The following is a 21,952-nucleotide window of genomic DNA, read 5'->3' on the forward strand; positions in this document are numbered from 1 at the left end:
CGAGCCGGGCCTTCCCCAAAGGTGGGCGATTGATTAGCAACCTATCAATCTATGGCCGCCGCCTCAATGGTCTCGTTCCCAGGGGCGGCGTCGCCTGGGCGATGCTCCAGACCTGCGCTGCCACCTGAGCAAGCGGATGCGGTGCTGCGGGGGCTCAGAACCTGTTCGACTTGGCTCTCAGGGATCGAGACGGCTCGATTCTGCGATCGATCCAATCCACACCCTCATCCTGAGGTGCGGAGCGAAGCGCAGGCCTCGAAGGAGGGCTCCAGAAGTCGCGCGATCCCTGGAGCCCTCCTTCGAGGCCGCTGACGCGGTACCTCAGGATGAGGGGGTCGGGTTGGATGGAATGAGCCAGTCAAACAGGCTCTCTCAAACCCTGCGGATTCGTCGGCCGAATTCCGAACGGGTCAGGTCCGACCCGTCACATCCCGGAATGGCGAGGCCGTGTCCCGGTGGAGGGGCGTGGAGCGGGTGAAGGGAATCGAACCCTCGTATTCAGCTTGGAAGGCTTGTTGACCACCTAACGCTCCCGCCGGGGGGCGGCCATCGGTCGTTAACCACCCATTGAATCCATTGAGGTTTTCCCGCCTTTCGGCCTACGCCGGGCTTGCGGGGTCTCTCGGGACCCGCGTTGTATCGGTGTTGTATCGCGGGGGACGGGAATGGCGGCGGGGGCGACGACGAAGGCGAAGCGGGGCTACACGCGCGAGACGGTGAAGCTGACGAAGAACCACGTGAACAAGGCCGAGCGGATGCTGCTCGACGGCAAGGTCCCTGGCCGGGGCATGGAATGGGGCGACACGGAGGAGCGCGGGCTGACGCTGCGCCTCACGCCCCAGGCCCTGACCTGGTACCTGCGCACCCGGACCGACACGGTGAAGCTGGGCGCCTACCACCTTCTCGACGTCACCCAGGCCCGGTTCGCCGCCGAGAAGGCGAAGGTCGGCCTGCGGCAGGGCGACAACATGAAGTTCGAGATGTCGGTCTTCCATAACATCATGGCGCGGACCGGCGGCGACCTCGAAGTCGTCGGGGACGTCGCCTTCCCGGACCGCTCGGAGCCGCCGCCGGTGCCGAGCATGATCCGGCGCCGGAACGGGCCATGGTTCTGGGAGGACATGATCGAGGAGTTCCTCGACTACAAGGCGACCAAGGTCGAGGCGAGCTATCTCCCCAAGTACGCCAAGTACCTGCGGCACCCCGGCTACGCATGCCTGGAGGGAATGCTGGTCTGCACCATCACCGTCGAGAGGCTGCAGGAGATCAGGGACGAGATCATCGCCAACTATTCCCTGTCGACCGCCGCGCGGTGCGTGAACCAGGCCAAGGACGCCTTCGATTGGACCTGGCGGACGCACAGCGGCAAGAGCGGCCTGGCCAGGGCCGAGGAGAAGTGGCCGATGTGGCGCGAGCAGTGGAGCGTCGAGTACCAGTCCGCGAAGCGCAAGCACACGCCGACGTTGACGGAGCTCGCCCGCACCCTCGCCCTGGCCGAACGGCACCGCTCCCTCGGGCAGACGGAGCACGGGACGTCGGCCGGCACGCTCGGGTTGCTGTGGTTCACGGTCCTCACGGGCCAGCGCACGGGCCAGGTCGCCAAGACGGAGCTCGATCAGGTCGGCCACATCTCGCAGGACGCCGGCGTCCCGGGGGACGATTGGGTCGCGGTGACGTGGCAGGGCCCCCAGATGAAGTCGCGGCGCCAGCACGTCCTGCCGCTGCCCCTCGCGGCCTGGCGAGAGCTCGAAGGCCTGCTCGCGCCCGCCCGCGCCAAGTCGAACAGGTGGCTTTTCCCGCCAAAGCGGGGCGCGGGCCACGCGAGCGCCGGGTCGATGAACCAGGTCCTGTTCCGCCTCGCCGGCAAGCGCCACAAGAAGGCCGATCCCCAGCGCGTCTCCCCGGAGGTGCCCCTCCCGGACCTGCTGACCGAGCACGGTATCCGCAAGTGGACGCTCCACGACGTCCGCAGGAGCCTCACCGAGTTCCTCGTCGACCGCAGGCTGGGCGGCGCCGCCTCGGCCATCCTCGACCACGAGATCGCGGGGGCGAAGGACCTGCGGGAGCAGACGGCGTCGGTGACGCGGCTGCACTACGACACGGCGCAGAGGATCGCGTTGAAGGCCGAGGGAATGTCGCTCTGGTGCGACGCCCTGCTGGCCGAGGTCGAGCGGGAGCGGGCGTCGCTTGCCCTGCAGCCGTTGCCGGCGCCGCGGCCGCGCCCGAAGCGCAAGCCCGCCAAGCGCAACCCCGGCCGCCCCCGGAAGGTCGCGGCCTAACCGGCCAGCCGCCGCAGACGGCGTCCGCGCCGGTCCCGGCCGAGCGCCCGCGCCAGGTCGGCCGGCGTCGAGGCCCTGACGAACCCGGGCCCGTCCCGGCGCGCCGCGGCCGCCGCCTCCATCTCCTCCGCCAGGGACCGCCACAGGGCGTCCCGCTCCTCGCCGGCGGCCGCGGCCGCGATGTCGTCGTACCCGAGCATTGACCCTCTCCCTCTTGAGAACAGATAGGGAACGGACGGATCGGGTCAACGGCGGGGGACGGGATACAGGTGCCGCGGTGCTTGGGCGAGTTCCCCTACCGGCGGGTCGTCCTGACCTGCCCCTGGTGCCCCCGGCGCCGGGGCTCCTACGACACCGAGCGCCTGATCGCGCGCCTCGGGCCCCGGGCGTCGCTGGAGGAGGTCCTGCTGGCCCTGGTGACGAACTGCCGGTGGCCCAAGGCCTGAGGCCGCCGGGGACCGAACGCGTACACGCCCTGGTGCCGGGCCCGGTTCGCCGTGCTCGGGAGCCGGCGCCCTCCGGACCGCGACGTGCCCGGGGCATGAATTGTCAGAAACTTCTCCACCCCCACCAACCGGAGAGGATTCGCACAAAAACCCCCGCCCGGGCTTTCCATTAATCCTGCCGCACGACCCCGCTTGACGGGTCGAATCTGGAGCTGCGATCTCTGGTCCCACACCGCGACCGAGAGGCACCCGTGAAACGCCGAATAGCCCCCAAACCGACGAGACCGACCATCCCGGGGGCGTGACGCCGCGCGCGCAGCCCCCCTTCGAGGAGGCTGCCTTCATGACCAACCGACCCCTCACGCACCACCGCAACCTGACGCCGCCGAAGGGCTCCGTCTGGCTCGTCGGCGATACCCACTTCGGCCACGCGGGGAGCATCGGCCATTCGGGCCGCCCGTTCCGCGACGTCGCCGAGATGGACAGGCTCATCATCGAGGCCTGGGTCTCGCGCGTCCGCCCCACCGACACCGTCATCCACCTCGGCGACTTCGAGTGGGGGCACACGCCGGAGAGGACGGCGCAGATCTTCGCGGCGCTGCCGGGGAAGAAGCATCTCGTGGTCGGCAACCACGACCGTGACCGCGTGACCACGCTTCCCTGGGAGAGCGTGCAGGAGCGGTTGACGGTCCACGCCGCGGGCCGCCGCATCGTCTGCGACCACTACCCTCTCAGGGCCTGGCCGGGGTCGTTCCGGGGAGTCCTGCACGTCCACGGCCACACGCACGGGACGCTGCCCGGGACGTCGCAATCGTGCGACGTGGGCGTCGACGTCTGGGGCTACGCGCCGGCCCGGCTGGAGGATGTCGTCGCCCGCATGGAGGCGACGCCCGATCAGCCGGAGGAGAGATGGCGGGCCGACGCCCGCGAGGCTGACGAGGCCTGAAACGAGAAGGGCCCCCGGTCATCCCCGGGAACCCTTCGGCTATCCAGCTATCTGCGCGGGCCGGGCGGTCCCCGGAGCTCCTGCTCGATTGACGTACCGAGGGCGACATTGGTCGTATGCGTCCCCCCGCGGCAGGATCGAAGCGTCAATCCAGGAGGGGACGATGAAGGCACTTTTCGCAGCGATCGCCCGGGCGCTCGCCGCCATGGGCCGCGTCACATGGGTCGCCACGATGGAGAGCGGCAAGCTCGTCTGGCGCGCTGTCCGCTCGGCCCTCGCGCCGCACGATCCCATCGCCGAGGCCGAGGCGATGGTCGAGGCGGAGGCCGCGGAGCCCGCCCCGACGCCGGTGGCGCCGTCCCCGGCGGAGCAGTGGGGCCAGGCGGCGGTGGCCTATCTGACGGGCGAGGAGCCGGAGGCCGCGGCCCTGGACGACGCCGCCCGGTTCTATCTCGACGCCATCTCCCTCGATCAGCAAGTCGCCCTGTCGCAGAACGAAGCCGCCGTGATCGGACGTCACCTGCTCGGCGAGCGCCTTCTGCCCTCGCTGCCGCGCCCGATGACCCCGGCCGAGTATCGCAGCATGGAGGCGGCCCGCGCCGCCGCCGCGGCCGCCGAGGCGCACCGCCGCCTGACGGGCGACGAGAACAAGCGGTCGCATTTCGTCGCCGTCCTCGACGAGCTCATCGCTGAGCCGCCGCGCGCCATCTGATCGCGCCACCGCCGGAACGACGAAGCCCGCCCCGGGCGCCCAGGGCGGGCTTTCTTATGCGTCAACGTGCCTGTGGATAACTCGTCTGACTTGCTAGTTTTCGCTTGATCTTTCCTGCGCGCACACGCCGTGGCATCCCGTGAGCACATCATGGCATGCGCTGAGCACGTCTCAGCCCTTGGCGCGCTTGGCAGCGAGGGCCCGCAGCCGGATGGCGGCGCGCCGGCGGTCGAAATCGACCCGGGCCTGGCGCTCGGCCTCGTCGATGCGGTGCTGGGCCATCACGCGGTCATAGGCCATGCGCCCGGCGACCGCGCGGATCGTGGCGGCCTCGCGACGGACCGCGTTGCGGGCCTGCTGCTGCTGGATGAGGATCGACCCGAGCGCCAGGGCGCCGCCGGTCAGGGGGGTGTCGAAGGTGTCGGCAACCTGGTGGGCGGAGGTGTGGTACGTCATCGGGGCGGCCTCCTGTCGCTGGGGTACGCCCAGGAGATCGGGATCCCCGAATCGATGTCCAGAGGCCTCGTTCGGTCGTGGTTACCGAGACCCTGGGCGCCTGTGGATGGCGTCAGCCCCGGACGCGTACGAATTTCCCCGGCGACAGCACAGCCTGAGACTAGCGTTCGTATGCCCTGTGTAGCGCCCCGTTACCGCCTCACCCGATAACGCCACATCAGCACTAAGTAACGGAAGATCAGAACGGAAATCCGCCGGGATTTTTCGAAACCCCTGCGGCGGCCGCCCTCACTGCAGGGCGATAAAGCCGACGAGGTCAGCGAGGCCCGCGTCCTGGGTCGCGAGCGCCGTAAGGGTCAAGACGTCGCCCTGGTCGAAGAGGTAGGGTATCCCGCTCGTCGTCGTGAACGTGGCCACGGCCGTGCCGGCCGCGAAAGCCACGGTGCCGATGGTCGACCCGTTCAGGGCCAGGGTCAGCATCCTTCCCGACGCCGTAGCGCAGCGCTGCACCTTGCCGGTTACATGCACGCCACGGACCCGCACCATCGACGAGCTTAAGCCTCGGCGACGTCGCCGGGTCGCGTCAGTCAGGCTGGCGCAACCTCGTCCGCCCACGCGAAACGCACCTTTAAGTCGTTGAGGTGATTGAACGGTACGGCGTAGCGATGCTGCAGCATGCCGACCACGATGCCCGGGTGCAAGCCGACCTCCTCGGCGAAGGCGGTGACCTCCTGCCTAGTTGAGGGACATGTCGTGGCGAAGGACTCGATCCGCTCCCGACCGACCAATACCTCCTCGGCCCAGGCATCGGCCTCGGCCTCCACCCCATCGCCCTCGCCGTTCTGGTCGTCGACGAAGTTCTTCCCGCGGTGCAGGACGATGTGCGCGGCCTCGTGGAAGAAGGTCCACCAGAAATGGTCGTTGCTTTTCATGCGCAGCGACATCTGGATCAGCGGCCGCTCGTCGTTCATCCACCGTGCCGAGCCGAAGACGCAGGTCTTGCTCAAGGGCTTCTGGAACACCAGGGCGACGCCTGCTGAATGGCAAAGCTCCAGCATGCGCGGCTCGAAGACGTCCGGACCATGCACCGTCAGCGACCTGATCTCGGCGCAACTCCGAAGAAACCGTTCGCCGTCGTAGGCCGGAAGCTCGCGCTTCCGGGCCTGCTCCTCCCCGAGCATCAGCCAGCAGTACATGTGGTGCGGGGAAGCCGTCGCGGAACGCGCCCGGCGATGATGTACCGCCAGCGACCCGATCCTGGCGTCGTAGGCCTGCGCGGTGCCAATGCCGAGCATCGTCAGCATCTCGCCGAACAGGCTGCCGATGTCGCGCGTGTCGGGCAGCCGGCCGCATGCCTTCAATTCCTTCACCGGGAACTGCTTCAGCCAATCGGCCTGCCGCTCGGCGCTCTCCCGCTCCCGCTCCCGGGCCTGGAACAGGTCCCACTCGGCCTGCAGCCCCGTCCAGATGTATGCCTTCAAGCCGAGGACGTGCTCCAGCCGAAGAGCCGTCTCCGGCGTGACCGGGTTCGTGCCGTTGATGATCGTGCTGACGAGCTTCGGCGTCAGGCCGGCCAGGCGAGCGAACTCGGCCTGCGACCAGCCGCGCTCATCGATGTACTCCGCAAGGTGTTCCCCGGGGTGCGTCGCCCATTGCGGGACGAAGGCTTCCTTCCTCGTCATGTCCACGCCTCCAACGCTCACTTCCCGTGGTAGTCCACGACCTCGACGATCTCGACCGCCGTGACGCTCGCGACATCGACGCCGCCATCCGGGAGGGACGGGACCGGGTCGTGGTCGGGCACGAAGACGATGCGCCAGTTGTCCTTGATGGTGACGGAGAACTGGCCCTTCCGGTCACCCGTCAGCATATGCCGGTAGTCCGGCGAGCCGGTCGGGACGTCCGACAGGCTTTTCGCTTGCCTCAGCACACCCAGCCGAAGCCGGATGTGCCGCGCGCGGTCGCCGAAGGCCTTGGCCATCTCCTTCGGGTCGGTAAGCTGCTTGCACAGCCGCTTACCCCTGACGGTGAGATCCATAGGCCGAAACCGTTACCTGCAAGGTAATGTTCTCCAAGTCATTACCCAATGGGTAACATGGTCGCAACGCCGGCGCCATGGCCTCCGTTCCGTGCCCGCTACCGATGAACAGCCGTGTTCGAACCCGCTTCGCCTTGAGGTTGGACGGAGGCGAGAGGTCACGATGTCGTATCGGTCCTCTGTGTTTGCCGGCACGAGGAAGGACGTGTCCGTTGCCGCGCTTGCATCGGACGTATCCCGAGGCACGGGGTGGGAGACGACCGGCGTGTCGCCGCATCTGAAGGTTTTTCCGGCCTCCTTTGCGCGGATCGCCCGAGGCATCGTCAAGGTGTCGAAAGGAGGCCGTCATGAGGCCGAAGCAGTTGGTCGAACGCTTGGCGGCGATGAAACCGCCGCAGGGCGTACCCGTGGTGCCGCCCATCGAACTGGTGGCGATGATGACGCGGACCGTTCGCGGGCTGCGGCAATGAAAGAAGGAAACCCTAGCCGACTTCGCCCGCGTCTCGCTGTCCACCGTCGAGCGGGTCGAGAGGGCGGAGCCCGCGGGTAGCGAGAGCCTTGAGCGGATCGCGGTCGCGCTCGGCTACGAGCGAGGCGCATTCACGCAACCCCGCGTCCCGATCCCACGCGAGGAGGCCGCCGCACGGCTCGCCGACGACGTCGGTCACCTCGATGCCGTCGAGGTGCGATGCTTCCTGACGCACCGGCAGGTGCGCATGGTTGCCGGCACGCAGGCGTACCTCATCCACGACACCGAATTGGGTCCGCCTTCCTGGAGATCCGCGCCGCCGCGATGTCCGCCAAAGTCGTGCTGCAGATGGAGCCCTTCGACGAGGCGATGGAGCACGAGATCTCGCGCCGCGTTGCGCGGGCCTCGACGCCGCAGACCGACCACTGGATCCGCCGGACCATACCGGCCGGTCAGCGGCACCTGGTCCTGCGCGAGCACCTAATGGGCCGTGAGAACGAAACACGGCATTCGCTGCTCTCGGCCTATCTCCACGTGGTCGCCGGGGACGGCGGTAGTACCGAGTTCCTGGCCGAGTACGACGAGCACATCGCCCTGGCGAGTTGAGATATCGTTAACCGTAAAACAGCACACCCTATTGCGCCACCAAGTATGCGTGGTCTAACATCGAAGGATGGGATAGTTGCGTCAACCGCATTAAGGTTGACGACTGAATCGACTCGACGGGCGAAAGCCTCTGGCCTTTCTTCGCATGCGTGGCCACCCCGGCCACGCATGGAGAGAGCCCATGAGGCATACGGACCCCGAGTACCGCCGCGAAGAAGACGACATGTGCGTCGTCTGTGGCATCACATGCGAGGAGGCCGACGACGAAGAGGGGTGCGGTTGGGCAGGACCGTCGTTGTGCGGCAAGTGCTGTCGCGCGCTCTATTTTGACGAGGGCGTCTACGACAGCCTCAGCCCGGTTGCGACAGAGTGCCTGTACGACTGGCTGGGTGACCTCGTCGCCGGTGGGCCGGCCATGCAGGAAGCGTTCGAACGCAACCTTCCGTTCGCCATCATGCTGTATGAGCGCGGGGCGCACTTCGACGAAGCGGACGCGCGCCAGGCGTTCAATGGAATCGCGAAGCGGTATCTCGAACTCCGCGCGATCCCGCCTAGCAAGCGGGACTGGTACGACGACCCGACGCAGATCCTCGGCGACATTTTCTCAGACGAATGGCGTGCGGTGCGTAAGTTGATCCTTACAGCGCACCGCATCAGGAAGAAGCACAACATCAATCTGCTGTAACCGATGAAGCGCCCAAATACTGGACGCTCCAGGGGCACAAGGCCCCGCTATTCCTCCCCTCCAGCCTCCATCGCCCGCCCGAGCCGGATCTCCTCCGGCACGGTGGGCGTCGCCGCCATCCTCTCGCGGATCTCCTCCAGCGAGGCCGGCCGTAGCCACATCGGTCCACGCCCACGTCGCAGCTTTGAGAGGTGTCCGGCACGATTGCGCGCATCCGGCGCGAGTTCTTCACCCGCGGTCGCTCGATCAAGGACATCGTCCGCGATCTGCACGTCTCGCGCAACACGGTCCGGAAGGTCATTCGGTCGGGGGCCACCGCCTTCGCCTACGAGCGTGAGGTGCAGCCTCTGCCCAAGCTCGCGCCGTGGCGCGACGATCTCGATCGGATGTTGACCACCAACGCCGGTAGGTCAGCCCGCGAGCGACTAACGCCGATCCGGATCTACGAGGCGCCGCGCGGACTCGGCTATAGCCGCCACTGTATTGAGCCATCGCGACGTCCCCCTCATCGTCTGCCCGCCGACCTGCAGGCGCACAAGAGCAGGGGCCTGCCCGTCGTGCACGACCGAATAGCCAACATGCTAACTCCTGACCCTTTGCAGACCTAGTGGCTGGCTGGATAAGGCGTCTGCTCCGAGCGGAGAAGCGGACCTTCTCAGGGCGGTCACGACATCAGCAGGTTGGGGCACATTGGCGACCCGGTCCCGGATACTCCGTTCGAAGGAAGTCTCAACGGCATCGGGATGCCCGGCATCCCGGCGCCGCTACGCTCACCGCAGGGCGAGACGACCCTGATAGCCGACGACGAACCAGCCGTTCGCATGCCGGGTCGGTGTTCGCGTCAGCCGGGACGCCGCTCCAGCTCAAGCGCTATGCGTTTCGAGAGCGCGTCGGCGCCCAAGGCCCCCTCGAACCTGTCTTCGCCGACGAAGAGCGTCGGGGTGCTGTGCACGCCCAGGTCCGACGTCGCCCGCTCGTGAACGGTCCTCACACCATAGTAGAGGGCCTGGTCGCGCAAGGTGGCATCGAACCGCTCGGCACCGATGCCGGCTTGGCGCATGAGGTCGCGCATGGCATCTAGCGGCTTGGCCGCGAAGGCCCACGCGGCCTGCCGCTCGAACAGCAGGTCCGTCACGGCGTAGTAGTTGCGCTCTCCATCCGCCCGCGCAACCATGAAGCCCGCAGTGTCGAGGGGGTTCAACGGATACCCTCGCAGCGCGAAGCGAACGTGACCGGCGTCGATCCAGCGGGCCTTGATGACGGGCCATGTCTCCGCGTGGAACCTCGCACAGTGCGGGCAGGTCACGGCTGCATACTCGATCAACCTCACCCGCGCCTGCGGGGACCCGATCCAGACATCGCCGAGCGGTCCCGCCTGGGAGGGGTCGGCGACGGATGCAGCGAATGCCGCCCTGGACGCCGCCGCCGTGGCCAGCCCGGCCGCAGCCCCCGAAAGGACGTTCCTTCGCGTGGGCCGGACCGGAGGGATTCGTTCGAAAGTCATTCTCAAAAGCCTCTCGCTTTCACGGGTAGCCTTCAGTCCACCGTCGCGCGCCCAGCCTCGTGGCCGGGCGCCCGGCCGAGGCCGGACGCATCGCCTGGATGAGTGTCGGAAGGCTCAGTTCGGCCAGCAGCGGCGGCCGTAAGGCCCGATGTGGAAGCCCGCCGGGCACGAGCGGCCCCGGACGTAGCCACCCCATTGCCCGCCGGTCCGGCACCCGCCGTAGGGTCCCCGGTGGCCGTAGAAACCGCAGCCGCCGTAGACTTGGATGATCCGGGCACCGTCGGCTCCGGTCGAGACGGCGTCTTGGACCAGCGGCAGCGCAGACGCGGGGACCGCGAGGACGGCCAGGAGGGCACCGGAGGCGAGGATCTTCAGCATCGTCATGTCCTTGTCCGCTCTCCCATGGGACCGCGGCGGTGCGTTCGGATGCCGCGGTCGAGGCAGGCAGGATCGTCAGCGCCTCCTTCCCGGATGTGACGGACCAGTGCCTTCACGTAACGTTTCGTAACGCGGGCGACGCGGCCGGCGCGGCCTTCAGGCGAATGCGGGTAGGGTCACCACGAGCCGCGCGCCTCCGAGCGAGCCCGCCTCTGCCACGACGCTGCCGCCGTGCGCCTCCGCGATCTGGCGGGCGATGGCCAACCCGAGGCCGGTGCCGCCCGTCAGGCGGCTGCGCGAACGCTCGATCCGGTAGAAGGGACTGAACACCGCCGTGCGCTCGGCTTCCGGGATGCCGGGGCCGTCGTCCTCGACGACGACCCGGCACAGCGCGTCGACGCGCCCCACCGCGACGGCGACCGAGGAGCGTCCAAACTTGACGGCGTTGCCGATCAGGTTAGCCACCACCCGGCGCAGGGCGACCGCGTCCCCGGCGACCACGATGCCCTGCAGTTCCTCCCCCGACAGACGGATGAAGGCACCGTGCGCGGCGTGCTCGGCGACCTCGGCCGCGACGATGTCGGCGAGGTCGACTGGCGTCCGGCCGACTTCCACCGCCGTTCCGCGCGCGAACCCGAGCGAGGTCTCGATCAGCGCGGTCATCGCGTCGAGGTCCTCGATCAGGCGTTCGCGCCGGCCCGGCTCGGCGACGCCCTCGGCCCGCAGTCGCAGGCGCGTGAGGTAGGTCTTGAGGTCGTGGGAGATCGCGCCGATGAGGAGCGAGCGCTCGCCGAGCAGGCCGACAATGCGTTCCTGCATAGCCTGGACCGCGCGCGTGAGGTGGTGGATCTCGGGCGCGCCCCCGGTGACGGCCACCGGCTCGGACGCCCGCCCGTCGAACCGGGTCACCGCCTCGGTCAGGCGTCGCAAGGGGGCGAGCTCGTGCCGGGCGCCGACGAGGACGAGACCCGCAACGGCGGCGCCGAGGACCGCGACCCAGAGGCTGAGTGGCTGGCCGAGCAGCCAAGGCATGATCGACCGATGCCTGGCGATGGCCGAGACGACCAGGGTCCGGCCGTCCGGCAGCCTGTAGGTCGCGGTGGCGAGTTGGCCGATGGGTCCGCTACGGTCGCCATCCGCCACGTCGGCGGGATCGACACCGCGATGCAGGAACGCCTGGTCCGTGAAGGCCCGGACCCGGCCGTCCGTTTCCCCGGTCAACCGGCGCAGGCGCCGTTCGAGGCGCGGCTCGCGGATCAGGCTCGTCTCGTCCGGCGGAGTGTCGGTGATCTCCGCGCGCAGGACCTCGCCGCTCACCGCCTTCAGGATGGCGGGTCGCAAGCCGGGGTCGGCATCCCGCAGCAAGGCGATGATGTCGGCGACCTGGTCCACCCGGGGGAACCGGGTCGGGAAGCGTGGTCCCTCCTGCCGCCGCTGCCAGCCATCCAGGGCGACGGTGGCCAGAACGAGCAGCGAGAGCGCCCCCAGCAACAGGAGCATGATCCGTCCCAGCAGGCCGAGCCGTGCCATCACGGTGCCGGCCGCACCGGCGCGGCGAGGATGTAGCCGGCGTTGCGCACGGTCTTCAACATGGCGAAAACCTCGCTGCCGGCCGCGTCGAGCTTGTGCCGGAGGCGGCTGACCTGCACGTCGATGGTCCGGTCAAAGGCGTCCGCGGTCCGGCCGCGCGTCCAGTCGAGCAGCTGGTCGCGCGACAGCACCCGCTGCGGCCGGGTGACGAAGCAGTGCAGCAGGTCGTATTCGGCGCTGGTGAGCGGGATCTCGGCGGCGGTGTCGCCGGCGGTCACCGTACGGGCGGCAAGGTCGACGACGAGGTCCGCGACGCTCAGCCGATCGGGTTCGGCTTCGACGGCCGGGGCGCCGGCGGCGTTGGCGCGTCGCAGGACCGCACGGATGCGGGCCAGCAGGACCCGAGGATTGAACGGCTTCGAGACGTAGTAGTCGGCGCCCATCTCCAAGCCGAGCACGCGGTCGATGTCCTCGTCCTTGGCGGTCAGCATGACGATGGGCGGTCCGCCCGCCTCGCGAAGCCGCCGGCAGATCGAAAGCCCGTCCTCGCCTGGGAGCATCCAGTCGAGCACGATCAAGTCCGGCGCCGGGCCCGTGGAGAGGTGCCGGTCGAGGCCTGCGCCGCCGTCGAAGCCCACGACGCGAAAGCCCTCGTTCTCCAGGTAGGCGGAGAGTTGGCTGCGGATGTCGCCGTCGTCCTCGACGACCACGATGGTCTGACCGTCGCTCATGACCCCGAACATACGAGGGGGCTCTCGGTCGGCAACGGGAAAGGGGCCGTTGTCACAAAACGTTACATCGGCGGCCCTCCCCGTCATGACCGGGGCGTTCCGCACTCTCAGGCTGAGGGGGTCCGGCACCACGGTCTCCCGGTCCGAGCATCGGCCGGTGGGGCTTGCGTCGAGACGCGACGACCATGGAGGTTGCGAGATGACCGGTAAGGCCGAGACCGTTCATGTGGCATGGGGCGTAAGCCGGGCGGAGAGCGTCCGCGACGCCCTGCGATTGCAGGGCTGCGAGGCGCGGGTGATCGCGCTCACCCACGCCCTGAGCCTCGGGCCCATCGACCCGCCCGACCCGGAAGCGCGCCGGGCGTGGTTCGAGGCGAACATGCGCGTGACCGGCGACCCATGCTTCGATGGGTCGGATGCGGAGACGCCCTGGACGGAAGCAACGGCGTCGGGCGTACATCCGGTCTTCTGGGTCTGCCTGACCGATGCCGTCGAGCACGCGAGCATCTTGGAATTCGCCTCCCGCATGGGCAGCCGGCCCTTCGACATCGTCGATGCCACCGGCCTTGAAATCGCGACCGAGGGTGGGATCGCGCCCATCTGGTCCCTCGGGCTTCTCCGCCCCGGGGACATCGTGGCATCCGGCCTGGGCGGGAAACGACGCCCCTTCACCAGAGCCGAGAGTGATGCTGCCGTGGCGGACTGGTCGAGATTGCGGCGGGAGAACGCTCCGTTGCGGGTGGTGCGCGACGGGCGCTTGGTGTCGGCGCCGCTGACGCATTTCGATGCCATCCTGGCGGCGCAGGCGGCGGCGGAAAGCGAGATGCTGATCAAGCTGGTCGGTCGCGTCCTCACTCACCTGTCGTTCGAGGTCGATCCGCCGGGGCAGGGTTGCAGCGACGAACTGCTGTTCGCGCGCATCCTCGTCCTCGGCGAGGCCGGTGTGCTGGACGTGACCGGACCAGGGCCGGGGATGCGAGACTACGATGTCAGGCGACGCGACGCATGGAGCGCACTTGGCGGCACCGGAGGCGACCCCTGAACCGGCGGCTTCCACGACCCCCCGACGCACGGAAGGTCTTAGGGTCGCCGTCGAAAGAGTTCGTCGGTAATCAACGCCGCAGCCTCCGATAGGTGTCGCAGATCCACAGGAATACCTCGGCTACGCGGCCATCGAGGCGTCGGATGGCGCCTTCGGCCTCAAGGTGCTGCAGTGGGACGTGCACATTGACCTGCTGTTGACCGACGTCGGCCTACCCGGCGGCATGAATGGGCGACCGATGGCGGACGCGGCGAAGTCCTCTCGGCCGGACCTGAAGGTGCTGTTTATCACCGGCTACGCCGAGAACGCCGCGCTGAACCACGGCCACCTCGCGCCCGGTATGGAATCTCTGGTGAAGCCCATCGCCTTGGAGGCCCTCGCCACCCGCATCCGCGGCTTGATCGAAAGAGCGATCTCACCCCCCGCGCGGGGGTTTCGCCGTCTGGAGATAGGGGGCGCAAGTCCCCGGTGGAGGGTCTGCCTCCGCCGCGAACGAGCCATGCCCGTCGCTGTCCTGCAGCCACCGCGTTCGCAAGCGAGAGCCTTGGAGCATATCGCGTTCTAGGCCGGCACCTTATCAATGCTTGCGGTATCCTCGGACGCCACGCCGTTCTCGCGATGGCGAAAATCGCTCAGCGCCCGGTAGACCTGGAGCCGCGCGCGCATGACCGAACCCAGTGGCCGGTGGGCCGCAAGGCTGTGTGCCGGACGGAAGGTCATCACCTCGTCGAAGTAGCGCACGCGATCCGGGGCATAGGCATCCTGGCGGGGCAGGCGCAGCGTCGCCACCGTCCGGTAGGGGCTGATCGAGACCGGCCAATCGACCGAGGCGTCCTCGATGGGCTGCCGTTCGGCGTCCGCCCAAAGCTGCGCCCTCAACTCGAACACCACCTCGTGGTCCCGGAAGAACGCGACCGTGGCGTGGCGGAAGCCGTCCTCGTCCTGATGCGGATCGAGCCGCCACTCGGACAGGGCACGCTGGCTTTCCGTCGCCGGCACGGCCCCGAGCTTGGCGACGTAATCGCCGAAGCGGACCGGCGCTTGGCTGAAGTAGCTGTCGGCCAGCGGGTGGCTGAAGGGATGGCCGAAGAAGTCGGCGAACGCGCTCTCCGTCCCGAATGCGTGCAGCGCGCGGTTGAGGTTGCGCATCGTCGACGAGACGGCGCTCTTCACCCCCTCCGGCAAACTCGTCGACTTGCCGATGACGGTGCCGTCCCGCAGGAAGCCGGCCGCCGTTCCCGAGGGAAAGGTGGTGCCCGTGGCGAGGACGAAGTCCTGGGTGTCGACGGCATGGCCGGGCAGCTTCTCGCCGGGCACGTCGAACACCTTGATGGACATGCCGCGGTGGGTCGAGACCCGGTCCCCCAGGGTCTCGCCCGGCCCTTGCGCGAAACGCACCGCCACGGGGTGGGTCCCGGGCGTCGCGAACAGCCCCTGCGCCAGTTCGGGCGGCAGGCCGGCGGTAATCGTCAACTCCCCGGTGACGCAAGCCGAGCTCTTGGCGTGGCTGGCACGCACGGCATGGTGCTCGCGTGCCTCGACGGTCTCCGATTGCTGAGTCATGCCCTTGATGATGCCGTCAATCGTCTTCTGCTCGTCCGGGGTGGGCGTCTCGATGTCGGATGCGTATCGAAGATATGTCATGCGCTGCCTCACGGGGGTCGGGGAACGGAAGTGGGCCGCGGCTGGAAAGAACGCAGCGGATTCGAAGTTTGCGTTTATGAATCGAAAAGCCGCTCCGAAAATCGATCTGCCAGGGGCCGCTCTCGACCCAGGCCGGCATCGCGTCAGTCGAAAACCGACTTGCCGTGGGCCACCCGCCGATATCGGGTCAAACCGCAGGCAACAGGCTGAGCGTTACCTCAAGGTCGAGGACTCGCCGGGCTTGAGGGGTTGGTCCTCGCCGTCCGGGCCGCCCAGCGAAACATGCGAGTTCAGGCGGTCAAGATGTTCAAAGACATGCTCGAAGGCGGCGGTGACAGCCTGCTCGAAGGAGCCTTCGCCCTTGCCCTGGGCGGCTTTCAGCGCGCTCAGCAGCAGGTGATGTCTTTCCGTATCGCTCGACATGGCGGTCCTCATGGCCGGACGAAGCACCAGCACAGGGAGGCAAGCTAAGACCTCGACCTCGGGTTCCGGCATGGCCGGTATCGTGTCCGGGGCGAACGGAATTGGAACACCGACAGGTAGGGGTCGTTCCCTTGGCAGACCTCCAGCCGACTCGGCGGGGACTCTCCCACATCCAAGGATACTCTGTGGCCATTCAGACGAAGTCGCATGCGCTTGCCGCCATGCTTGCCGGCACCGCCCTCCTGACCGCTTCCTCGGCCTGGGCGCAGGCGCAGCCGACGATGAAGGACCATTTCGACGGCGCCGTCGCGACTGTGACCGGCTCGCCGATGGCCAACCTCGACGTCGACATGAAGCACGTCCTCGACGCGCTGAAGAAGCTCGACCCGAAGCCGATCCCGAAGCTCTCGCCGGAGGAGGCGCGCAAGCAGCCGAGCCCCACCGACGGCGTCAAGGCGCTTCTGACGGAACAGGGCAAGCCGACGGCACCCGAGCCAGGCGTGACCACGAAGGACCTCGCCTACGAGACCGGCGGCGGTTCCCAGAAGGTCCGGATCTACACCCCCGAGGGAGCCTCGGGTCCGCTGCCGGTGGTGGTGTACTACCACGGCGGCGGCTTCGTGATCGCCGACCTCGACACCTACGACGCGACCCCGCGCGCCATTGCCAAGGGTGCCAAGGCCGTCGTGGTCTCAGTCGAGTACCGCCATGCGCCGGAGGCCAAGTTCCCGGCACAGCACGAGGACGCCTTCGCCGCCTACAAGTGGGCGCTCGCCAACGCCAAGACCTTCGGCGGCAACCCGTCCAAAATCGCGCTGGTCGGGGAGTCTGCCGGCGGCAACCTCGCGACCAACGTCGCCATCATGGCGCGCGACGGGAACGTCGAGAAGCCGTTGCAGGTCGTGGCCGTCTACCCGATGGCAGGCACCAACCTCGACACGCAGTCCTATAAGGACAACGCCTCGGCCAAGCCGCTCGACAAGCCGATGATGGCCTGGTTCTACGACCAGACCGTACGCAACGACGCAGACCGCACCGACCCGCGCCTCGATATCGTCGGCAAGGCCGACCTCAAGGGGCTGCCGCCGTTCACGGTGGTCACCGCGCAAATCGATCCGCTTCACGACGACGGCAAGATGCTGGCCGACAAGATCAAGGCGGCGGGCGGTCAGGTGACCTACCGCGACTACCCCGGCGTCACGCACGAGTTCTTCGGGATGGGCGCCGTCGTCGCCAAGGCCAGGGAAGCCGAGACCGCCGTCATCGGCGACTTGAATGCGGCCTTCGGTGGCATGGCCACCGGTTCCACCGGCGCCAAGTGACCTGACGCCGGTACGGGCCGGCCTTCCCCGGATGGCCGGCCCGCTGACTTGTCGAAAGGCATCGCAGCCGGCGTAGCCGCAGACCGCCGGCGCATCGAACCTCTGCGAGCTTTCACTGCTTCGCTTCAGCCCTGACGCGCTGCCCGACAACGGAACCGCGATGCCCAAACGTCCCAAGGTCGTTGCCTTCGACATCATCGGCACGGTGTTCAGCATGGAGCCGATGCGGCCCGCGCTGATGGCGTTGGGGCTCCCGCCGCTCGCGCTGGACCTGCTCTACGCGACCGGCCTGCGGGACACCTTCGCCCTCGCCACGACCAACACCTTCGCCCCCTTCCAGTCCGTGCTGTCGGAGTGCCTCGACGAAATGCTCGCCATGCAGGGGCTCGAAGCCTCATCGAAGGACAAGCATGCCGTCCTGGACATGATGAAGGTCTTGCCGCCGCAGGAAGGCGCCAAGGCCGCATTCCAGGTTCTGGCCGACGCCGGCATCAGGGTCTTCGCGTTGAGCAACGGGGCGACCAAGAGCACGAGAGGCCTGCTCGCCGCGGCGGGCATGGACGGGCTGGTCGAGCAGGTCCTGTCCGTCGAGGACGTGAAGCTCTCGAAGCCGCGTGCCGAGGTCTACCTTTACGCGGCGCAGACCGCCGGGGTCGTGCCCGGCGAGATCGCGCTGATCGCGACCCACCCTTGGGACCTGCATGGTGCCAAGGTCGCCGGGCTCATGGCCGGCTACGTCGCCCGGGGGCGGCCGTACTCCGCGGTGCTGCGAGCGCCGGATGTCACGGGAGAGACCCTGCTGGACGTCGCCTCAAAGATGGTCCGCATCGGAGGATAGTGTGGACGCCCACGTTGCGTCGTTGCCGTCTCAGATGCCGGCATACCAGGCGTACCCCTGGTCCTCCCAGTAGCCGCCCTTACCCTCGCCGAGGTGGGCAAAGCTCTCGACCACCTCGATGCGCATCACGTACTTCGCCTGCTTGTAGCCGAGGTTGCGTTCCACGCGCAGCCTCAGCGGGGCGCCGTTCGACACGGGAAGCGCTTGCCCGTTCATGTCGTAGGCGAGGATGGTCTGCGGGTGGAACGCGTCCACGAGGTCGATGCTCTCGTAATATCGGACCGGCGCTCCGCCGCTGGCTGCAGAGTCCTCCGACGCCTGTTGGCCGCCGGAGTCCTTCCTGCTCTCGTCGCCGCCTGACTGCTTCGTCATACTCGGGTTGGCGTTGCCGGCAGGGGCCTCGTCGGTCTCCTCACCGTCCCCCCCGCCTTCGAGCGGACTGCCTTGGTCCATGGTGTCGGCGCAGTGGAACACCACGTAGCGTGCCTGCGGCTTGAGCTTGGCCCGGGACAGGAGGTCCGCGAGCGGTACCCCGGTCCACTTGCCGATGGCGCTCCAGCCCTCGACGCAATCGTGCCGGGTGATCTGGGTGCGGGCCGGAAGCTTGCGGAGTTCGGCCAGGGACAGCCTGAAAGGCGCCTCCACGAGGCCGCCGACCTCCAGGTGGTACTTGGCGAACTTGGCCCTCGCCAGGGCTTTGTAGTCCCTGTCCGGCGGGTCCTCGGTGCCATTCGGCTTGAACCACGGCGAGATGTCGGCCTCAGCGTATTCCGGGGCCAGCGTCCGGTCGGTGAGCAGCAGGCGCTGGACGAACATGTTGGCGTCCTCACCTGTCTTGAGCGTGCGTTGGAACCACTCCGCGTTGCCGAGGCGGTCACACCCGCCGAGCATGGCCGCCGCGGCCGCGGCGGAGGCGCCCGTCAGGAGGGCCCGTCGGCTCGGAAGGCGGATCATGCGCGGGTCTCCCCGGTCACGGGTGCCGGCTCGACCTTGCGCTCGATCACGAACCAGCCGGTCAGCATGCCGCGCATGTTGTTCCAGAAGTCCGAGAGCAGGACCAGGGCGACGTGCACGACCACGAACAGGACCAGCAGAGCCGCCACGACGAAGTGCACCGTACGGGCCGACTGGCGCCCATCGAACAGCGTCAGCAGGAAAGGGAATGCGGCGTCCATCGCCGGCGACATCGCGAGGCCGGCCAGCACCTGCACCGGCAGGAGCACGAACAGCACGACGAGATAGGTCAGCTTCTGGATGACGTTGTAGCACTTGGCCTCGTCGCCCTGCGGGAAGCGCAGCGTCAGGTGCTCCCACACCGACGCGCCGAAGTGCCGGATCTGGTCGCGGGACGGGATCACACGGAATCGAAGCTGCCCGCTGCCCAGCCCATAGAGCAGGTAGGCAAAGCCGTTCAGGACGAAGGCCCAGGCGAAGAAGAAGTGCCAGGAGCGGCCACCGGTGAGATCCTGGTCGCTCGGCAAGGTCGCCCAGGCCGGAAAGCCGCGGTCGGCCGCCTCGCCGTCGGAGCCGACCGAGGAACCGAGCCAGCCGGTCGTGTCGAAGCCGTGACCGAACACCGTTGTCATGCCCTTGGGCGGATCGTCCTCAGTCGAGGACATCGCCATCAGCGGCGCGTCGAAGGTCGAGACCTTGCCCCAGTACAGGGCCGGATGGGCGTTGAAGATCTGCAGGCCGCTCATCAGCAGGACCAGCAGGCAGACCGCGTTCACCCAGTGGGTGACCCGGATGACGAGGGGGTGGCGAAACATCCAGCGGCGACGCTCGACTTCGCCCGTCTCGGGAGCGGATCGGGTCAGGTAGGTTCGAGCCAAACAGTCTTCCTCGCACACGTAACAGCCAGGGTGGAGGCCCCTGAATAGGGGCCTCCGGAAGCGCACGGCGCCTCGAAATCACATGCCGCGATTCATCATCATCCGCTTCTTCATCATGCGGCGCTTCATCATCTGCTTCCGCATCATGCGCTTCTTCATCATCATCCGCTCGCTGCGGTCCATGCGGACCTGGGTGACGGTCGAGGAGCCGCCCTGGAGACCGTTCGGTCCCAGCGGGGCCGCGGAAGCGCCGCCGGCTCCCAGGGCGAGGGTGCCGAGGACCGAGGCGGCGAGGGCGAGGGTGGTGATCTTCATTCAACGTCTCCTGTACGGGGAAGGAATCCCCTTTTGCACATCGGGAGAAGAGAATGAGAGAACGGCAAGTTCCTGATTTTACGAATAAAAATCCGTTTCCAATGGCGTTGGAACACGACAAATCGGACGCCGAGACAGGGCCTCGCGCCACGCCCAGGCCGGGCGTATGCCAACCGGTACGGAGGCTTGTGGTGAATAGTTTCGGGCCGGAATAAGAACGCCAACAGCCTACCGCTGGGCCGGCGGAAGATTTCCCGAATACGTGAGGCCGCGGTGTGAGGCTGATCGGGGAAACGACTGGAACGGGTTCCAAGTTGATTGGTTGTGCACAAGCGAGTTTTGGAGACCGTGCATGCCGGCAGCGCCCGTCCGTTATACCCCCGATGTCGAGAAGATCGCTGCCGACGAGGGGAAGACCATCGAAGGTTTGAACGAGACCTTCGATACCATTCTGACGACGGTCGCCGAGCATTCCGGACACGCGGTGCGCTCGGTCCACGCCAAGGCGCACGGCATCCTCGAGGGCACCCTGACGGTCGAAGCCGGACTGCCGCCGGAACTCGCGCAAGGCATGTTCGCCACGCCGGGCGAGCATAAGGTCTACATGCGGATATCGACCAACGCCGGCGACATCCTGCCGGATGCCATCTCCCTGCCGCGGGGGTTGGCCCTCAAGGTCCTCGACGTGCCGGGCGAGCGCTTGCCAGGGGCTGAAGGCACGACCCAGAACTTCATCATGGTCAACGCCAAGGTCTTCCAGGCGCCGACGGCCGACAAATTCCTTGGTAGCCTCAAGCTCTTGGCCAAGACCACCGACCGGGCCGAGGGACTGAAGGTCGCCGCATCCACCGTCCTGCGCGGGGTCAACAAAGTGCTGACCGCGGTCGGCATCGAAAGCCCCACGATTGGCGGGCTGGGTGGTGCGCCCAACGTCGATCCGCTCGGCGAGACCTACTACAGCGTCACGCCTTTCCGGTACGGCGATTACATCGCCAAGTTCTCGGTCGCTCCCGTGGCACCGGCCCTGACCGCCCTGACCGGCACCGAGATCGACGCCTCCGGACGCCCGGACGCGATCCGCGAGACGGTGCAGTCGGAGATGAAGGGGATCGACGGGGTCTGGGAGTTCCGGGTGCAACTGTGCCGGGATCTCGAACGCCAGCCGGTCGAGGACCCGACCGTCGAGTGGGACGAGCAGGAAGCACCCTTCGTGAAGGTCGCGACCATCCGCGTACGGGCGCAGGACAGCTGGGACGCCGCACGCGTCGATGCGGTGGACGAGCACATGCGCTTCGGCGTCTGGACCGGCCTCGCCGCCCATCGCCCCCTCGGCAACATCAACCGCGCCCGCAACGAGCCCTACAGGCATTCCGCCGAGTTCCGGGAGCGCTTCAACGGCTGCCCGATCCACGAACCCGGCTCGGGTCGATGACCATGGGGACGGGTATGAGATCCTTCCTCACGGGCACGGCGTTCGCCGCACTCGCCCTCGTCATCGGCGGCGGCGCCCAGGCCGACGACGGGGCCAGGACGTCCCTCAAGCCGTTCAGCGTGACAATCCGCGTGTTCGACCCGACCAAGGGCATCGAGAGCGGCCAGGACTACGTCCTGCCTGTCGACAGCCCTGATGCCGAGCATGCGGTCGCATCGACGACCGCGAACGCGGCCTCGTTCACGCGGAAGACCAAGGACGGCGTGGCCCTGCCGGTCGCCTTTACCTGCACCAAGGTCGAGCCGCGTCGCTGACGGTCGTTCG

General features: G+C 67.8%; 27 protein-coding genes and 2 pseudogenes. 14 read left to right on the plus strand and 15 right to left on the minus strand.

From position 1 onward, the window contains the following. Nucleotides 1–665 precede the first annotated feature (665 nt). Nucleotides 666–2,279: an integrase arm-type DNA-binding domain-containing protein gene (locus tag AAHG03_RS17450; protein WP_342152010.1), complete on the plus strand. Its 1,614-nt coding sequence runs from the start codon at nucleotides 666–668 to the stop codon at nucleotides 2,277–2,279. Here AAHG03_RS17450 and AAHG03_RS17455 read toward each other — a convergent pair. Further along, a complete protein-coding gene (locus AAHG03_RS17455; protein WP_342152012.1) occupies nucleotides 2,276–2,479 on the minus strand; it encodes a hypothetical protein in 204 nt (67 codons plus the stop codon). The genes AAHG03_RS17450 and AAHG03_RS17455 overlap by 4 nt on opposite strands. 69 nt (nucleotides 2,480–2,548) lie before the next feature. Between AAHG03_RS17455 and AAHG03_RS17460 the strand changes: the two genes are divergently transcribed. The 3 genes from AAHG03_RS17460 (at nucleotide 2,549) to AAHG03_RS17470 (ending at nucleotide 4,383) form a co-directional block, all read left to right on the plus strand. Beyond that, nucleotides 2,549–2,725: a hypothetical protein gene (locus AAHG03_RS17460; RefSeq protein ID WP_342152013.1), complete on the plus strand. Its 177-nt coding sequence runs from the start codon at nucleotides 2,549–2,551 to the stop codon at nucleotides 2,723–2,725. Between the two features lie 343 nt (nucleotides 2,726–3,068). Beyond that, a complete protein-coding gene (locus AAHG03_RS17465) occupies nucleotides 3,069–3,671 on the plus strand; it encodes a metallophosphoesterase (RefSeq protein WP_342152014.1) in 603 nt (200 codons plus the stop codon). Nucleotides 3,672–3,834: 163 nt separating this feature from the next. After that, nucleotides 3,835–4,383 (plus strand): hypothetical protein, encoded by a 549-nt coding sequence (locus tag AAHG03_RS17470; RefSeq protein ID WP_342152015.1) that lies wholly within the window; start codon nucleotides 3,835–3,837, stop codon nucleotides 4,381–4,383. A 171-nt stretch (nucleotides 4,384–4,554) separates the two neighbouring features. Here AAHG03_RS17470 and AAHG03_RS17475 read toward each other — a convergent pair whose 3' ends face one another. The 4 genes from AAHG03_RS17475 to AAHG03_RS17490 all read right to left on the minus strand — a co-directional run bounded on the left by AAHG03_RS17475 (nucleotide 4,555) and on the right by AAHG03_RS17490 (nucleotide 6,877). Next, complete coding sequence (locus AAHG03_RS17475) at nucleotides 4,555–4,839, minus strand: hypothetical protein (protein WP_342152016.1); 285 nt, start codon at nucleotides 4,837–4,839, stop codon at nucleotides 4,555–4,557. 288 nt (nucleotides 4,840–5,127) lie between these two features. Then, nucleotides 5,128–5,319 (minus strand): hypothetical protein, encoded by a 192-nt coding sequence (locus AAHG03_RS17480; protein ID WP_342152018.1) that lies wholly within the window; start codon nucleotides 5,317–5,319, stop codon nucleotides 5,128–5,130. Between the two features lie 107 nt (nucleotides 5,320–5,426). Then, a complete protein-coding gene (locus tag AAHG03_RS17485; protein ID WP_342152020.1) occupies nucleotides 5,427–6,521 on the minus strand; it encodes a HigA family addiction module antitoxin in 1,095 nt (364 codons plus the stop codon). Between the two features lie 17 nt (nucleotides 6,522–6,538). Then, nucleotides 6,539–6,877, minus strand: a complete 339-nt coding sequence (locus tag AAHG03_RS17490) for a type II toxin-antitoxin system RelE/ParE family toxin (RefSeq protein ID WP_056203425.1) — start codon at nucleotides 6,875–6,877, stop codon at nucleotides 6,539–6,541. A gap of 347 nt (nucleotides 6,878–7,224) precedes the next feature. Between AAHG03_RS17490 and AAHG03_RS17495 the strand changes: the two genes are divergently transcribed. Continuing rightward, nucleotides 7,225–7,347, plus strand: coding sequence for a hypothetical protein (locus AAHG03_RS17495; RefSeq protein ID WP_342152021.1), 123 nt, complete (start codon nucleotides 7,225–7,227; stop codon nucleotides 7,345–7,347). Between the two features lie 12 nt (nucleotides 7,348–7,359). Here AAHG03_RS17495 and AAHG03_RS17500 read toward each other — a convergent pair whose 3' ends face one another. Continuing rightward, nucleotides 7,360–7,626: a hypothetical protein gene (locus AAHG03_RS17500; RefSeq protein ID WP_342152022.1), complete on the minus strand. Its 267-nt coding sequence runs from the start codon at nucleotides 7,624–7,626 to the stop codon at nucleotides 7,360–7,362. Between the two features lie 44 nt (nucleotides 7,627–7,670). Between AAHG03_RS17500 and AAHG03_RS17505 the strand changes: the two genes are divergently transcribed. The 3 genes and pseudogenes from AAHG03_RS17505 to AAHG03_RS17515 form a co-directional block, all read left to right on the plus strand. After that, nucleotides 7,671–7,952: a hypothetical protein gene (locus AAHG03_RS17505; RefSeq protein WP_342152023.1), complete on the plus strand. Its 282-nt coding sequence runs from the start codon at nucleotides 7,671–7,673 to the stop codon at nucleotides 7,950–7,952. Nucleotides 7,953–8,133: 181 nt separating this feature from the next. Beyond that, on the plus strand, nucleotides 8,134–8,637 hold the full coding sequence (locus AAHG03_RS17510; protein ID WP_342152024.1) for a hypothetical protein: 504 nt from the start codon (nucleotides 8,134–8,136) through the stop codon (nucleotides 8,635–8,637). A 191-nt stretch (nucleotides 8,638–8,828) separates the two neighbouring features. After that, nucleotides 8,829–9,107 (plus strand): annotated as a pseudogene (locus AAHG03_RS17515) (IS21 family transposase); the annotation flags it as partial. Between the two features lie 371 nt (nucleotides 9,108–9,478). On the opposite strand, the gene AAHG03_RS17520 reads toward AAHG03_RS17515, so the two are convergent. The 4 genes from AAHG03_RS17520 to AAHG03_RS17535 all read right to left on the minus strand — a co-directional run bounded on the left by AAHG03_RS17520 (nucleotide 9,479) and on the right by AAHG03_RS17535 (nucleotide 12,780). Then, nucleotides 9,479–10,141 (minus strand): thioredoxin domain-containing protein, encoded by a 663-nt coding sequence (locus AAHG03_RS17520; protein WP_342152025.1) that lies wholly within the window; start codon nucleotides 10,139–10,141, stop codon nucleotides 9,479–9,481. A 114-nt stretch (nucleotides 10,142–10,255) separates the two neighbouring features. Beyond that, a complete protein-coding gene (locus AAHG03_RS17525; RefSeq protein ID WP_342152053.1) occupies nucleotides 10,256–10,519 on the minus strand; it encodes a GCG_CRPN prefix-to-repeats domain-containing protein in 264 nt (87 codons plus the stop codon). A gap of 156 nt (nucleotides 10,520–10,675) precedes the next feature. Further along, a complete protein-coding gene (locus tag AAHG03_RS17530) occupies nucleotides 10,676–12,019 on the minus strand; it encodes a HAMP domain-containing sensor histidine kinase (RefSeq protein ID WP_342152026.1) in 1,344 nt (447 codons plus the stop codon). 29 nt (nucleotides 12,020–12,048) lie between these two features. Then, entirely contained in the window at nucleotides 12,049–12,780 is a 732-nt protein-coding gene (locus AAHG03_RS17535) for a response regulator transcription factor (RefSeq protein WP_342152055.1), read from the minus strand. A 199-nt stretch (nucleotides 12,781–12,979) separates the two neighbouring features. Here AAHG03_RS17535 and AAHG03_RS17540 point away from each other — a divergent pair, with 199 nt between their 5' ends. Together AAHG03_RS17540 and AAHG03_RS17545 are read left to right on the plus strand one after the other, a co-directional pair. Next, nucleotides 12,980–13,822, plus strand: a complete 843-nt coding sequence (locus AAHG03_RS17540; RefSeq protein ID WP_342152027.1) for a DUF3658 domain-containing protein — start codon at nucleotides 12,980–12,982, stop codon at nucleotides 13,820–13,822. 109 nt (nucleotides 13,823–13,931) lie between these two features. Then, a pseudogene (locus tag AAHG03_RS17545) lies at nucleotides 13,932–14,228 on the plus strand (response regulator); the annotation flags it as partial. A 155-nt stretch (nucleotides 14,229–14,383) separates the two neighbouring features. Here the strand turns inward: AAHG03_RS17545 and AAHG03_RS17550 are convergent. Beyond that, a complete protein-coding gene (locus AAHG03_RS17550; RefSeq protein WP_342152029.1) occupies nucleotides 14,384–15,466 on the minus strand; it encodes a catalase family protein in 1,083 nt (360 codons plus the stop codon). Between the two features lie 213 nt (nucleotides 15,467–15,679). Continuing rightward, nucleotides 15,680–15,889 carry a hypothetical protein gene (locus AAHG03_RS17555; RefSeq protein ID WP_342152057.1) on the minus strand — a complete coding sequence of 70 codons (210 nt, stop codon included), beginning with the start codon at nucleotides 15,887–15,889 and terminating at the stop codon, nucleotides 15,680–15,682. A 185-nt stretch (nucleotides 15,890–16,074) separates the two neighbouring features. On the opposite strand from AAHG03_RS17555, the gene AAHG03_RS17560 reads away from it, so the two are divergent. Then, on the plus strand, nucleotides 16,075–17,211 hold the full coding sequence (locus tag AAHG03_RS17560; RefSeq protein ID WP_342152030.1) for an alpha/beta hydrolase: 1,137 nt from the start codon (nucleotides 16,075–16,077) through the stop codon (nucleotides 17,209–17,211). A gap of 160 nt (nucleotides 17,212–17,371) precedes the next feature. Then, a complete protein-coding gene (locus AAHG03_RS17565) occupies nucleotides 17,372–18,049 on the plus strand; it encodes an HAD family hydrolase (protein ID WP_342152032.1) in 678 nt (225 codons plus the stop codon). Nucleotides 18,050–18,079: 30 nt separating this feature from the next. Here AAHG03_RS17565 and AAHG03_RS17570 read toward each other — a convergent pair whose 3' ends face one another. From AAHG03_RS17570 to AAHG03_RS17580, 3 genes are all read right to left on the minus strand, one after another. Then, a complete protein-coding gene (locus tag AAHG03_RS17570) occupies nucleotides 18,080–19,003 on the minus strand; it encodes a molybdopterin-binding protein (protein ID WP_342152033.1) in 924 nt (307 codons plus the stop codon). Beyond that, complete coding sequence (locus tag AAHG03_RS17575; protein WP_342152035.1) at nucleotides 19,000–19,881, minus strand: cytochrome b/b6 domain-containing protein; 882 nt, start codon at nucleotides 19,879–19,881, stop codon at nucleotides 19,000–19,002. The genes AAHG03_RS17570 and AAHG03_RS17575 overlap by 4 nt, the downstream gene beginning before the upstream one ends. 78 nt (nucleotides 19,882–19,959) lie before the next feature. Next, the gene (locus tag AAHG03_RS17580) at nucleotides 19,960–20,196 is read right to left on the minus strand and encodes a hypothetical protein (RefSeq protein WP_342152037.1); all 237 of its coding nucleotides are present in this window, start codon (nucleotides 20,194–20,196) and stop codon (nucleotides 19,960–19,962) included. Nucleotides 20,197–20,548: 352 nt separating this feature from the next. Here AAHG03_RS17580 and AAHG03_RS17585 point away from each other — a divergent pair, with 352 nt between their 5' ends. Continuing rightward, nucleotides 20,549–21,628, plus strand: a complete 1,080-nt coding sequence (locus AAHG03_RS17585) for a catalase family protein (RefSeq protein WP_342152039.1) — start codon at nucleotides 20,549–20,551, stop codon at nucleotides 21,626–21,628. A gap of 14 nt (nucleotides 21,629–21,642) precedes the next feature. Continuing rightward, nucleotides 21,643–21,942 (plus strand): hypothetical protein, encoded by a 300-nt coding sequence (locus tag AAHG03_RS17590; protein ID WP_342152041.1) that lies wholly within the window; start codon nucleotides 21,643–21,645, stop codon nucleotides 21,940–21,942. The last annotated feature ends 10 nt before the right edge of the window (nucleotides 21,943–21,952 follow it).

Source organism: Methylorubrum subtropicum (genome assembly GCF_038442325.1).
GTDB lineage: Bacteria > Pseudomonadota > Alphaproteobacteria > Rhizobiales > Beijerinckiaceae > Methylobacterium > Methylobacterium subtropicum.